This window comes from Massilia sp. IC2-476 (genome assembly GCF_020707295.1).
Classification (GTDB): Bacteria; Pseudomonadota; Gammaproteobacteria; order Burkholderiales; family Burkholderiaceae_D; genus Telluria.
On record NZ_JAJFER010000002.1, the window covers coordinates 572,578 to 585,187 of the forward strand.

At 67.3% G+C, this 12,610-nt stretch carries 15 protein-coding genes; 3 read left to right on the plus strand and 12 right to left on the minus strand.

Annotated features, from left to right (window positions below; genetic code table 11):
• Nucleotides 1-22: 22 nt before the first annotated feature.
• The 12 genes from LK539_RS07395 to LK539_RS07450 are packed head-to-tail and all read right to left on the minus strand — an operon-like array spanning nt 23 to nt 10,178.
• On the minus strand, nt 23-763 hold the full coding sequence (locus LK539_RS07395) for a FliA/WhiG family RNA polymerase sigma factor (protein ID WP_373889525.1): 741 nt from the start codon (nt 761-763) through the stop codon (nt 23-25).
• Nucleotides 764-784: 21 nt separating this feature from the next.
• On the minus strand, nt 785-1,252 hold the full coding sequence (gene fliL, locus LK539_RS07400) for a flagellar basal body-associated protein FliL (RefSeq protein ID WP_227800261.1): 468 nt from the start codon (nt 1,250-1,252) through the stop codon (nt 785-787).
• A gap of 20 nt (nt 1,253-1,272) precedes the next feature.
• The gene (locus LK539_RS07405) at nt 1,273-2,469 is read right to left on the minus strand and encodes a flagellar hook-length control protein FliK (protein WP_227800262.1); all 1,197 of its coding nucleotides are present in this window, start codon (nt 2,467-2,469) and stop codon (nt 1,273-1,275) included.
• A gap of 8 nt (nt 2,470-2,477) precedes the next feature.
• Nucleotides 2,478-2,795 (minus strand): hypothetical protein, encoded by a 318-nt coding sequence (locus LK539_RS07410; protein WP_227800263.1) that lies wholly within the window; start codon nt 2,793-2,795, stop codon nt 2,478-2,480.
• A complete protein-coding gene (fliS, locus tag LK539_RS07415) occupies nt 2,788-3,177 on the minus strand; it encodes a flagellar export chaperone FliS (protein ID WP_227800264.1) in 390 nt (129 codons plus the stop codon). The genes LK539_RS07410 and fliS overlap by 8 nt, the downstream gene beginning before the upstream one ends.
• Before the next feature lie 26 nt (nt 3,178-3,203).
• Nucleotides 3,204-4,598, minus strand: coding sequence for a flagellar filament capping protein FliD (gene fliD / locus LK539_RS07420; protein ID WP_227800265.1), 1,395 nt, complete (start codon nt 4,596-4,598; stop codon nt 3,204-3,206).
• 19 nt (nt 4,599-4,617) lie between these two features.
• Nucleotides 4,618-5,067, minus strand: a complete 450-nt coding sequence (locus tag LK539_RS07425) for a flagellar FliJ family protein (RefSeq protein ID WP_307729093.1) — start codon at nt 5,065-5,067, stop codon at nt 4,618-4,620.
• Nucleotides 5,064-6,380 (minus strand): flagellar protein export ATPase FliI, encoded by a 1,317-nt coding sequence (fliI, locus tag LK539_RS07430; RefSeq protein ID WP_227800266.1) that lies wholly within the window; start codon nt 6,378-6,380, stop codon nt 5,064-5,066. The genes LK539_RS07425 and fliI overlap by 4 nt, the downstream gene beginning before the upstream one ends.
• Nucleotides 6,377-7,060, minus strand: coding sequence for a flagellar assembly protein FliH (gene fliH / locus LK539_RS07435; protein WP_227800267.1), 684 nt, complete (start codon nt 7,058-7,060; stop codon nt 6,377-6,379). The genes fliI and fliH overlap by 4 nt, the downstream gene beginning before the upstream one ends.
• Complete coding sequence (locus LK539_RS07440; RefSeq protein ID WP_227800268.1) at nt 7,057-8,079, minus strand: FliG C-terminal domain-containing protein; 1,023 nt, start codon at nt 8,077-8,079, stop codon at nt 7,057-7,059. Before LK539_RS07440 ends, fliH begins: the two co-directional genes overlap by 4 nt.
• On the minus strand, nt 8,063-9,793 hold the full coding sequence (fliF, locus tag LK539_RS07445) for a flagellar basal-body MS-ring/collar protein FliF (protein ID WP_373889520.1): 1,731 nt from the start codon (nt 9,791-9,793) through the stop codon (nt 8,063-8,065). The genes LK539_RS07440 and fliF overlap by 17 nt, the downstream gene beginning before the upstream one ends.
• Before the next feature lie 37 nt (nt 9,794-9,830).
• Nucleotides 9,831-10,178 carry a flagellar hook-basal body complex protein FliE gene (locus LK539_RS07450; RefSeq protein ID WP_227800269.1) on the minus strand — a complete coding sequence of 116 codons (348 nt, stop codon included), beginning with the start codon at nt 10,176-10,178 and terminating at the stop codon, nt 9,831-9,833.
• Between the two features lie 350 nt (nt 10,179-10,528).
• Between LK539_RS07450 and LK539_RS07455 the strand changes: the two genes are divergently transcribed.
• The 3 genes from LK539_RS07455 to fliP are packed head-to-tail and all read left to right on the plus strand — an operon-like array spanning nt 10,529 to nt 12,604.
• Entirely contained in the window at nt 10,529-11,440 is a 912-nt protein-coding gene (locus tag LK539_RS07455; RefSeq protein WP_227800270.1) for a FliM/FliN family flagellar motor switch protein, read from the plus strand.
• Between the two features lie 7 nt (nt 11,441-11,447).
• A complete protein-coding gene (locus LK539_RS07460; protein ID WP_373889521.1) occupies nt 11,448-11,810 on the plus strand; it encodes a FliM/FliN family flagellar motor switch protein in 363 nt (120 codons plus the stop codon).
• The gene (gene fliP / locus LK539_RS07465; protein WP_227800272.1) at nt 11,807-12,604 is read left to right on the plus strand and encodes a flagellar type III secretion system pore protein FliP; all 798 of its coding nucleotides are present in this window, start codon (nt 11,807-11,809) and stop codon (nt 12,602-12,604) included. Before LK539_RS07460 ends, fliP begins: the two co-directional genes overlap by 4 nt.
• Nucleotides 12,605-12,610 lie beyond the last annotated feature (6 nt).

The following is a 12,610-nucleotide window of genomic DNA, read 5'->3' on the forward strand; positions in this document are numbered from 1 at the left end:
CTTGCTTGTTTGTTTGTCCTGGTCAGCCGCGCTGCAGCGCCGCCTTCATCTTGGCCAGCGCGCTCTTGTTGAGCTGGCAGACGCGCGCGTCCGACAGGTCGAGCACGGCGGCGATTTCCTTGTAGCTCAGTTCGAACTCGTAGATCATCTGGATCACACGCTGTTCTTTTTCGTTCAGGCTGCCCAGCACCTGCTCCAGGCTGCGGCGCACCAGGTAAGCTTCTTCCGGGCTGGGCGCGCTGTGGGCATGCTCGGTGGCTTCCTGCAGGACTTCGTCGAAGCTGAGCATCTCTTCGGCGCAGTCGTCCAGCACGTGCTGGCGGAATTCTTCCGGCGTGACGCCGAGGGCGGCAGCGGCTTCCTTTTCAAGCGGTTCGCGGCCCAGCTTGCGGGTGAGCTCGCGCAGTGCGTCGCGCACCCGGTGGCTGTCCTGGCGCACCGCGCGCGGACGCCAGTCCTGGCGCCGCAGTTCGTCCAGGATGGCGCCGCGCACGCGCAGCGAGGCGTAGCTGCCGAATCCCTGGTCCGGGACGCCGTAGCGGCGCAGGGCTTCGAGCAGGCCCATCAGGCCGATCTGCTCCATGTCCTCGCGCGACACCGCGCCCGACACCTGCGAGTTCAGCTGGCGCACGATGCGCTTGACCAGCGGCGCATACGCGACCAGGTGGCGCTGCTCCTCGCCCGGCGTCATCCCGGCGTTGGCCGGCGCTTCGCCGTACAGGGCGGCGCCTTGGGTGTCGGCATACTCGGCTTGATAGGCCACGGTGTCCCCGCTGCTCACGCTTTATTCGATGATCAGCTTGCCGATCATGACTTCGGAAAACGGCTTTTCGTGGTTTTCCTTTTCATAACTGGCGTTGAAGGTCTTGTTCAGCTGCTCGGCGTACTGGTCCACGGTCATGGCGTTGGCCTCGCCCAGGGTGTGCGAGGACAGCGAGGAGACGGCGATCGAGCGCAGCAGCGGCAGGTGCTCCTTGGCTTCCTTTTCCTGCTCGGGCGTGGTGGCCAGCACCAGGTCCACCGACAGATAGTGGGCCGCCGTCTCGTTCGGGGCGCGGCGCAGCATCACGATCACCTTGTCGAGGGTGACGTACTTGGTCGGCTTCTTTTCCGCCGCCGGTTTCGGCGCCTCGGCGGACGCGCCCTTGGCGGCATGGGCCGGCGCCAGGTACCACATCGCACCGCCGGCGGCGCCGGCGGCGAGCAGGGCGACGCCCAGGAAGGCGACCATCAGTTTGGCTTTGCTGTTCATGTTCTTGCCTCAGTTCAGACTCACGCGCGCCCGTTCAGGGAGAACGCGGTGGTGGATTGGTTGGCTTCGGCCAGGGCCGCGCCCGGGGCGCGCTCATCCTGGTCCTGGCCCTGCTGGCGCCCGCGGCCCTGGGCATCGGCGCCGAAGCTGCTGCCTGCCTGCGCCGCCTGGGCGCGCGGGGCGGCCTGGCTGACGTTGACCGACACATCAAGGTACTGGCGCTGCGCCAGGTCGCTGCGCAGGTTGTCGCTGACGGTGTTCAGCTGGCGCAGCACTTCGCTGTGGGTCGCGGTGATGTTCACTTCCAGGCTACCGGCGGCGTGGCGGATCGAGATCTCGACCCGGCCCAGCATCGGCGGCTCGAGGCGGATCACGGCTTGTTCCGCATTCTTGCCGAGCTGGAGGTTCAGGCGTTCGCCCAGCGCGTCCTGCAGGCTCTGGCGCCATGCGGTCGGCGGGCCGGACAGGGCCAAGGTGGAGGCCTCGCGCGGCGCGGCGTTCGGGGCGGCGGGGGGCGTGACGCCGAAGCCGGCATGGCTCGCACCACCGCCGTTGTTGCCACCACCGTTGCCGGCGGCCTGGCCGTCGCCCGACTCGCGTGCCGGCGCCGCGGCGGCGGCGACGGCGGGAGCAGCAGCGGCCGGCGCCGGTTGCGGTGCGGCGGTCGGCTGGGCCACGGCTGCACCGGCGCGCGCGCCCAGCGCAGCCGCTTCGCTTACCTGCTGGGTGGCCTGGGGCAGGGCGGCGGCGGCCGGCAGTTCGACGGCGCCGGCGGCAGCGCCGCCGGTGGCCTTTGCTGCGACCGCGTCGAGCGCGCGTTCCTGGCGCTGCCCGGCGCCGAAGTGCATGGCGGCAGGCATGGCGGCCGGCGCAGCGGTCGGCAGCGCCAGCATCATGGCCGGAGTCATCGGCATGCTCATGGCGGCCGTCAAAGGCTCGGCCGCGGTCGCGGCCTCGGTACCGTCTTCCTGCGCCTCGGCGTCGGCCGGCTCGACGACGGCCGGCGCGTCGGCCAGCACCTCGCCCGCCAGTTCCGGCTGCGCCAGCGGCGCGCCCGGGTCCACGGCATCCATCTGCATGAACTGCAGGAAGGCCAGGGGCGTCGCCTGGCCCGGCTGGGCCGCGGCAAGGGCCGGGTCGAGCAGGACGGCGTCGGCGGGGGCCGCGCCATTGACGGTGGCGGCGTCGCCTTGGGCCGGCAGGGTTGGGCTATTCATCGTGATGTTCATGGTTGGGTACTACCAGTGTCGTGTTCGTCCGCGAGGGCATAGGCCATCCAGCCTTCCTTGTTGGCGGTCATCTCGTCCATTTTCGCCTGCAGCTGGCCGCTTGCCGTCGCCACCGCATCGGCCGCGCCCTCGTGGGCGGCGCGCAGGCGCGCCAGGGCGCCGCGCTCCTGCATGCTCCAGGGGCCGCGGGCGCCGAGCGCCTGCAGCTGCGGGCCGAGCTCGCGCACGGCCGCGCCCAGCAGGGCCCAGTCGGCGGCGGCGCCGGCGTCGGTCAGCACCTTGGCCAGGCGATCGATGGCGCGGGTCCTATCCATTCCGTTCCTGGACGCCTTTCCAGCCCTGGCGGATGGTGCTCAGGACGCGGATCACTTCATCCACCATGGTCGGGTCGAGCTTGATGCCGGCGCCTTGCAGGTGGTTGGCGCAGAAGTCATAGATGCGTGCCAGGTTGGCGACGGTCTCGCCGCCCTGCTCGAAGTCGAGGGAGCTGGACAGGCCGTTGATGATCTCGACACACTTGTCGATGCTGGCCGCCTTGGCTTCGTAGCGCTTGGCGGCGATGTGGGCGCGTGCGCGCGCCAGCTCGTCGAGCAGGCCGTCGGTGAGCAGCAAAACCAGCTCCACCGGCGAGGCGCGCGAGGTCTGCGCATCGAGGTTGACGGCGTGGTAGCTGCCGTAGGCTTCCTGGTAGGACATGATGGGTTCCGTTCGTGGGGTGCGGTTCAGTCTTTGTTGTTGCCGAACAGGGCATCGAACATCGACAGGTTGTTGGTCATGGCGCCCTGCAGGCTGGCCAGGGCCGTGAACTGTTTCAGGTAGCGGTTGTAGGCCGCTTCGTGCTGCTTGTCGAGGAAGGCCTGGCGGTCGGCGACCCGGTCCTGTTCCTTGGCGGTGGCTTCCTTGCGCTTCTTGATCTGGCCGTCGGCGCTGTTGCTCCAGCCCTTGACGAACTTGTCGAGCGCGCCGGCGATGCCGGTCGCGGGCGAGGAGGTGGCGCTGCCGATGATGGTGTCGAGACCGGTCGGCTTGAGCGCCAGCTGCTTCTGCAGGCGGTCGCTGCGCAGTTCCAGGCTGCCGTCCTTGGTTGCGATGATGCCGAAGGAGGCCAGGGTATCGCCGCTGGTGGTCGGGCGCAGCAGCGAGACCAGGCGGTCGTTCAGTGCGCGGATGCCGCCGTCGTGGGCGAACACGCCGCCGGCGGCGCCCTTGGACGGGTCGCCGGCGTCGGTCAGCTTGTTCAGGATGCCCTTGAGCTTGTTGTAGGCGTCCACGAAAGCCTGCACGTTGGCGGTGGTGGCACTCGCATCGGGGCCGACCGTGACCGTCAGCGGCGCGGCGCCCGTAGCGTGCGCCTTGGTGAAGGTCATCTTCACGCCGTCGATGTTGGTGAAGGTGTTGGTGGCCTGGATGATCGGGGTGCCGTTCTCGGAACCGATGCGGATCTCGGCGTCCTTGGCAGCCACCAGGGTGTGCACGCGGGCCGGATCGTTGTTGGCCTGCTTGATGCTGGCCGGGCCGCCCACCGCCGAGGTGTCGATGGTGATGGCGGTGTTGGCGCCGGTGTTCTTCGCGGTCAGCACCAGTTCGCTGGTAGTACCGGTGGTGACGATCGACGCGGTGACCAGCGAGGTGTTGCCGGTGGCGCTGTTGATCGCCGCCGCCAGTTCGCGCGGCGACAGCTTGCCGTTGGCGTCGGTGTCGGCCGCGTTCAGGTTGACGTTGAAGGCGAGGGCGCCGCCCATCTTGATGCCCAGGGTACCGTTGCTGTTGGTCTCGGTCAGGCCGGTGTAGGACACCTGGCTGGCCGTGGCCAGCTGCTTGACGAAGAAGGAATAGCTACCGGCCGCCGCGGTGGCGCTGGCGGTGGCGCTGCCGAAGCTGGTGTCGCCGTAGGTGGCGGCCTGGGCATACATGCTCTTGTTGAAGCCGGTCAGGCTCGCCAGGCTGGTCTGGAAGGCCGTCATCGCCGAATTCAGTTCGGTCAAGCCCTTCTCCGTCGCATTCGCCTCCTTGAGCTGGGCGTCGAGGATCTGCTGGCGCGCCAGGACGTACTTGTCCGCCAGCATATTCGCGGTGTTGACCGGATCGTAGGTAGGTGCGGTGATTGCCGTTGCCATGTGCTTCTCCTTGCTCTTGTTATGCCGCCGGGCGGCCTGCCATCCACGACTGCGTGGCGATGTCGTCTTCGCGCTTGCGCTGCGCGCGTTCCTGGTCGCGCGCATGCGCGACCTGCTGCTGCTCGAGCACCTTGCCAAGGAGCTCGCGTTTGGTCCAGGCGTCGGTCAGCTTGCGCTGGGCCACCGCCATATTGGCTTCGTGCAGGGCGAGGTCGGTACGATGCAGGTCCGCCATCGCCATCACGTTCTGCTTGTAGGCGCCGCAATTGAGCGCCAGCGCCGGCGGCAGACTGCCGGTCGCGCCGCTGCCGCTGGCCAGCGCATCCAGGCGCGCCAGGTTGTTCTGGTAGCGCGTGCGGGTCGCTTCCTGGCTGGCCAGGTCGGCCTGCAGGCGGTCGACGTCGAGCGTGCGCAGTTCGACCAGGGTGCCGAGGCTGGCGATGGTGTTTTCGCGTTTCATGCCGCTCATGCCATCATCGCCTTCAGTTGTTCGACGCAGCCGGCCATCGGCGCTTCTTCACGCGTGCCCTGGCACAGGAAGGCTTCGATGTGCGGATGCAGGCGCACCGCCTTGTCGGTTTCCGGATCCGCGCCAGGCACGTAGGCGCCGAGCGGGATCAGGTCGCGCACGCGGGCGTGTTTCGCCAGCGCCGCCTTCAGCTTGCGCGCGGCGAGGGCATGCTCCTGCGGCACCACCTGCGCCATGCAGCGCGAGATCGACTGGGCGACGTCGATCGCCGGATAGTGGCCGCGTTCGGCCAGTTCACGCGTGAGCACGATGTGGCCGTCCAGGATCGCGCGCGCCGAATCGACCACCGGATCCTGCTGGTCGTCGCCTTCGGCCAGCACGGTGTAGATCGCGCTCATGCTTCCCTTTGCGTTCTCGCCGTTGCCGGCCGATTCCACCAGCTGCGGCAGGTTCGAGAACACCGACGGCGGGTAGCCGCGGGTGGCCGGCGGCTCGCCCAGCGACAGCGCCACTTCGCGCAGCGCCATCGCATAGCGGGTCAGCGAATCGCACAGCAGCAGCACGTTCTGGCCGCGGTCGCGGAAGTGGGCAGCGATCGAGTGGCACAGTTCGGTGGCCATGACGCGCATCAGGGGCGATTCGTCGGCCGGCGCCACCACCAGCACCGCGCGCTTCAGGCCTTCGGGCCCGAGCGACTTCTCGACGAATTCGCGCACCTCGCGGTTACGCTCGCCGATCAGGCCGACCACGATCACGTCGGCCACGGTCTGGCGCGTGATCAGGCCGAGCAGCACCGATTTACCGACGCCGGAACCGGCCATCAGGCCGACGCGCTGTCCCTTGCCAATGGTGAGCATCGAATTGATGGCGCGCACGCCGACGTCCAGCGGCTCTTCCACCGGCGCCTTGCGCAAGGGGTTGACCTTGGGCGGCGTGGTCGACAGCGGCTGGTCGCCGCCGAGTTTGCCGAGGCCATCGATCGCCTCGCCCATGCCGTTGACCATGCGGCCCATCCATGACGGGCCGATCAGGAGTTCCGATTTTTCCTGCACCGGCAGCACGCGGGCGCCGGTGGCCAGGCCCGAAGCCTTCTTGAAAGGCATCAGGTAGCTGATCTTTTCCTTGAAGCCGACTACCTGCGCATCCATCCAGCCGCCGTCGACGGTCTCGATGCGGCAGCGCTGGCCGGTATGCAGCGGGCAGCCCACCGATTCCAGCAGCAGGCCCTGGGCGCCCACCAGGCGACCGGTCGGGGTGGCGACCGGCACCGCCCCGAGTTCGACCGCGCGCAGTTTGGCGGCGATGGCCGTCATTCGCCATCCTCCTCGTCCAGCAGCTGTTCGCGCACCTGGTCCATGACCGCCGTCAGGCGGCCCTGGCAGCCGGCGTCGACTTCATTGTCGCCCGAGCGCACGCGGCATTCGCCCGGCTCCAGGGCAGGATCGGGCAGCAGGGTCCATTTCTTGGCGCGCTTCGGATCGAGTTCGAGCACGCGGCGCAGTTCTTCCGGATTCAGGAACACTTCGACGGTGTCGCGCGACGGCGGCATCACGCTGAGCGCTTCTTCCACCAGGGCGAGCAGCTGCACCGGCTGCAGGGCCAGTTCGGCGCGGATCACCTGGCGCGCGATCTTGCCGACCAGTTCCACGACTTCCTTGCGCTGGGCTGCGCGCATGTCGGTCTTGAGCTTTTTCAGGCTTTTCAACATGGCGTCGATCGGCTTGGCCAGCTGTTCCAGCCCTTCCGCGGCCAGGGTGCGGCCTTCCTCAATGCCGCGCTGCAGGCCCTCGGCCTGGCCGACCGGGAAACCGTCGGCGCGGCCCTGGTCCAGGCCCGCCTCGTAGCCTTCGCGCTGGCCCTGGCGATAGCCGTCGGACAGCGCCGCCTGCCATTCCTCGGCCGAGCCGACGCCATCGCCCGCAGTCGCCCCCTTGGGCAGGGCGCTGGTGAGCTGGTACAGGGGAGGGAAGTGATAGGGCCGGAATTGCTTCATTCGGCAGTCGCCTCGGCAAACAGCTGGATGTCGATTTCGCCGGAGTCGGCCAGGTCCTTGACGGTGGCCATGATCTCGCGGCGGGTCTGTTCGATACGCGACATCGGCACCGGGCCGGAACGGCGCATCAGGTCTTCGAAGCTTTGCGCCTGGCGCTTCGGCATCGCACTGAGGATCGCGTCGCGCAGGGCCGGCTCGGCGCCCTTGAGCGCGATCGCCCACTGCTCCAGCGGTACTTCGTCGAGCAGGCGGGTGATGACCTGTTCGGTCTGGCGCGACAGGATGAAGAAGTCGTACATCGACATCTCGATCTGGGTCACGACTTCTGGATCGTGGGCGCGCAGCAGCTCCACCATACCGGCGCGGTTGTCCTGCAGGCGGTTGAGGATCTCTGCGACCTGGCGCACGCCTTCCACGCTGGCGCTCTGGGTATCCAGGGCCGACAGGCAGCGGTTGACCAGTTCTTCGAGTTCGTGCAGCACGTCGCGCTCGATTTCATCCAGGTGCGCCATGTTCAGCAGCACCAGCTCGCGGCCGTCGGCCGGGAGCGACTCCAGGATCTGCGAGGCCAGCGCCGGCGGCAGGAAGGCCAGGAACACAGCCTGCATCTGCACGTGCTCGCTCGAGATGAACTCGGCCAGCCACTTGGGCGAGGCGTACTGCAGGCGCGCCATCATCGGGCGGATCTCGTCGCCGTAGATGGTGTTCAGGACGCTGTTGGCGATGTCGCTCCCCAAAGCCAGGTCGAGCGAGCGCTTCAGGTAGCTGCGCGAGGCGCCGTGCAGGCCACTCTGCTGGCGATAATCGTCGAAGAAATTCTGGACCGCGGACTTCACGGCATCGACCTTGATGCCGCTCATGCGCGACATGACCTGGGTCAGTTCCAGCAGTTCTTCGCGCTCGAGGCAGCGCAGCACCGCGGCGGCGCCTTCCTCGCCGATCGACAGCAGCACGATGGCGGCCTGCTCGACCGGGGTCAGGACGGCTTCGCCGTCGTCAAGGTTATTCAGTTCGGCCATGTTTTTTCTGTACCCATTGTTTGACGACTTCGGCAACGCGCTCAGGCTCTTTGCCGGCGAGGACTTTCAGGTGGTCGACCATCACGTCGACGGCCGAGCCGGCCGGCGGGAGGTCGTAGTTTTCGAGCAGCGGCACCACCGGCATCTTGCCTTCGGTGGTCTCGGCGGCGCCTGGCGCGGCCAGTGCGGCCGGGCTGCCTGCCGGCAGGGCAGCGATGCTGCCGTCGGCGCTAGCGGCGGCGCCACCCGGTGCGCCCGGCAGTGCCGGTGCGGCGGGGACGAGGGGGGGCTGCGGCGCCAGGCGCGTGGTCACCGCGCGCAGCAGCGGGCGGGCCAGCAGCAGGTAGCCGAGCAGGGCCGCGAGAGCATACATACCGTAGCTCGTCATGTCGACCACGTTGTCGCGTTCCTGCCACCATTCCTGGGCCGGAGCGGCTGCCGGGAAAGTCAGGCTGGAGACGGTCAGGACGTCGCCGCGGCTGGCGTCGATGCCCAGGCCGCCCTTCAGGATCTTTTCGATGTTGGCCAGTTCGGCCGGGGTGTAGCCGACCTTCGGGTTGGCGGCGCTGGCATTGTTCAGCACCACCGCCACCGACAGCTTCTTCAGGCGGCCGCGCGAACGCTTGATCTGGGTGATCGCACGGTCATAGGCGTACTGGCGGGTGGTGGCGTTCTTGCGCGCGCTGCCGTCGTCCGGCTTGCCGGCCGCATCCGGGTTCTGCGCATCGGCCTGGGCCGCGGCCGGATCGACCTGCGGCGGACGGTTCGACAGGGTGCCCGGCACGCCCAGCGCCATGCGGCTGCGTTCCATCTCTTCGCGCATCGCTTCGCTGGTGACCTTCGGGGCTTCGCCGTATTTTTCCTGGGTCTCTTCGACCTTGTCGTTGTCGACTTCGGCGGTCACGGACAGCTTGAAGTTGTTCGCGCCCAGCACCGGGGCCAGCAGTTCGTTGACGTTGGTGCGCACTTCGTCGGTATAGCGCTTGGAGGCGCCGTCGCCCTGGACCTGGCCATCGAAGCCGTCGGACAGGTCGACGCGCGAGGACAGGTAGTTGCCGGCCTGGTCGACCAGCGACACCCGGGAAGGGTTCAGGTTGGCGACGCTGCTCGACACCATGTTCACGATGGCGGCGATCTGTTCGTTCGACAGCGAGCGGCCCGGTTTCACCGCGACCACCACCGAAGCCGAGGACTGGTCGCTGGCGCCGGCGACGAAGGAGCTGGTCTTGGCGATCGCCAGGTGCACGCGCGCCGACGCGATCGCGTCCATGGTCAGGATGCTTTGCGCCAGTTCACCTTCCAGGCCGCGGCGGAAGCGCACGTCCTGCACGAAGGAAGACACGCCGAGCGGGTCGCTCTTGTCCATCAGTTCGAGGCCGGCCGGCAGCTGGGCGGTCACGCCCTTGGCGGCCAGCAGCATGCGCACCTTGCCCAGCTCGCCGGCCGGCACCATCACCTGGCCGCTTTCCGGATGGACGCGGTAGGGGATCTGCTCGGCTTCGAGCACGCCCATCATGTCGCTGGCGGCGACCTTTTCGCGGGCGCCGAATACCGGCTTGTAGTTCGACTGGTCCTGCCACAGGAACATCATGACGGCGGCGGTGATGGCCACGGCCAGTCCCAGCAGCAGGGACAGGTTGTTGCGTAGCGCGGGCGGCAGGGCGGGCAGGGCCGGCTTCTTGCCGCCCATGGCGGCTTTAAGGGAGGAAATCACGGATTATTCTCTTCGCTTCTCTGCAATATGGGAGAGGTCAGACCGGCAGCTTGATCAGCTCGTCCACGGCGCCCATCACTTTGTTACGTACCTGCATCAGCATCGAGAAGGACAGGCTGGCCTGCTGGCTGGCCAGCATGGCGCCCACCAGGTCGTCGCTCTTGCCGGCATCCACGGCCGCCATGCGTTCGCCTGCGGCGCGGTCTTCCTGGTCGACGCTGGCGATGGCGTCCTTCATGGTCTGGGTAAAGGAAAACGCGCCCTGCGGATTGTTAAATGCGCTGCCGGCCGTCAGGTTGGCGGCCGGGGCAATCGCGAGGCGGTTGGCTTCGTTTGTCAGTGCTGCAAGGTCAGCTTTGATCAGACCGGCAAGTTCGGTTCCCATTCGTCGTTCCAGTGCTAAAAAGTTGTACTGCAGGAGTGCTGCGTTGTTGTGCCAAGGCGACAGAGTGCGGCGTGATTTGTCGGGAAAAAGCCTCGTCCGTCACTGCAATTGTTAAATCGATGTCTACGAACGGCCGTTTTATTCTTGAGCCTGTTACTGGGCTTTCCTCTGGTACGTGCTGGGGAAATGGCCTGTTGCCGCAATGCGATAGGAGAGATATTACCGTAGGGCAAGTGGGAAATCAAAGGCGAATGTCAAAGTATTTGGCGCAAATCTCCATGTATAATAGTTTCCTTGAGGAATGAAAAAAAGTCATTCGCCGTTTCCCAGTGACCAATAAACCAATGCCGATGAATCCACTCGACCGCTCGCGCAAGGACGGGGCCGACCGTTCCGGGAAATACCAGGGCAGCTACCAGGTGCTCGATCCCAGCCTGCTGGGACGCCCGGTGCACCTGCTGCCGAAGTTCGCGCGCCGCTTCGCCGATGCCCTGGGCACGGCGATGAGCGGACCCGGCGGGCGCCGCTACTGGGGCGCTTACCGCCTGGCGAACCTGGCCTTCGAGCGCGCTCCCGACGACGAAAGCCTGCGCTGGCTGGCGCTGGCGGGGCCCCTCGGCACCGCCGCCGTGGCCTTCGAGCGCAGCCTGCTGCTGGGACTGCTGGAAGGCCGTTACGGCCGCAAGAACAAGGGGCCCGGCGCACCGCGCGATCCGGCACTCGAGCGCGTCACCGCGACCGAGGAACGCCTGGCCGCGACCCTGACCGTGCAGCTGGCCGAATGCCTGCATGCGCGCGTGGCCGAAGGCCTGGCCGCGGTCGGTGTGGAAGTGCCGGGCGCCGACGCCGCGGTGGTGGAAGCTCCAGGCCCGGCCAGCGCCCCCGGCAAGGCCGGCTGGGTGATCCGCATTACCCTGTCCGCGCTGGGCGCGGAAGGCGAGCAGCAGAGCCAGTGCTGGATCGGCCTGGACCAGGAACTGATGGCCCACGTGCTGCAGGGCTTGAAGGAAGAACGCAACAGCGTGCGCACCGCGCGCGCCGGCAACGACAGCCTGTCCTCGGGCCTGTTCGTCAAGCTCGAGGGACGCCTGGTCAGCAAGGAAGTGACCCTGGGTGCGCTGTTCGAGATGAAAGTGGGGGATGTGATCCCCGTGTCGGTCGGCCGCGCCGACGTGCTGCTGGACGAATCGCGCCTGTTCACGGCCGCCGTGGGCGAGCACAAAGGAAAACTCTGTCTAACCTCTTTTGAAGATGCCGAGTAAATCTGATATGAACCTGAACGATCAACTGAATGGCCAACTGAATGGCGACGTGATCATCGACGACCTCGACGGCGTCGATGCCGCCACCGCCGTCGCCGGCAAGAACGCGGCGCGCCAGCTGCCGCAGATGATGCGCCGCATCCCGGTGACCCTGACGCTGGAAGTGGGCTCGGCCCGCATCTCGCTGCAGGAACTGATGGCGATCGGCCCGTCCTCGGTGGTGCCGCTGGACGCCCTGGCCGGCGAACCGCTGGTCATCAAGGTCAACGGCACGCCGATCGGTCGCGCCGAAGTCGTCGTCGCCGGCGAGCAGTATGGCCTGAAGGTCATCGATCTCGACGGCCTGAACCTGGATGCCCTGACGTCATGATGTTGGCTCTCCGCGGCGCACGGGTCGCTGCACCCTTGCGCCGTGCCGCGCCGCTCTTCGGCGGCGCGTTGCTGCTCCTGCTCGTCCTGTTCGCGCTGCCGGCTTCGGCCCAGCAGGCGCAGCCGAGCATCCTGCCCGGCGTGATCCCCGGCTCGACCCAGGGCATGACGGTCAAGTCGCAGATCCTGGTCCTGATGACCCTGCTCGGGCTGCTGCCCGTCATGGTCATGATGATGACCAGCTTCACCCGTTTCGTGATCGTGCTGTCGCTGCTGCGCCAGGCACTCGGCCTGCAGCAGGGCCTGCCGAACCGGATCATCACCGGCATCGCCCTGATCCTGACCATCCTGGTGATGCGTCCGGTCGGCGAAGCCGTGTGGCGCGACGCCTTCCTGCCCTATGACCGCGACAAGATCGGCCTGGAGCAGGCCTTGAAGATCGCCGAAGTGCCGGTGTCGCGCTTCATGCTGGCCCAGACCAGCAAGACTTCGCTGGCCCAGGTTGCGCACCTGGCGGGCGAGCCGGCCAACCTGGCGCCCGAGCAGCGCGGCTTTACCGTCAAGCTGGCCGCCTTCGTGCTGTCCGAGCTGAAGACCGCCTTCCAGATCGGGGCGATGCTGTTCATCCCCTTCCTGATCATCGACCTGGTGGTGTCCTCGGTGCTGATGGCGATGGGCATGATGATGCTGTCGCCGCTGGTGATTTCGCTGCCCTTCAAGCTGCTGCTGTTCGTGCTGGTGGACGGCTGGACCCTGACCGTGAACACGCTGGTCGGCAGTATCCACGGCTTCTAGCGACAA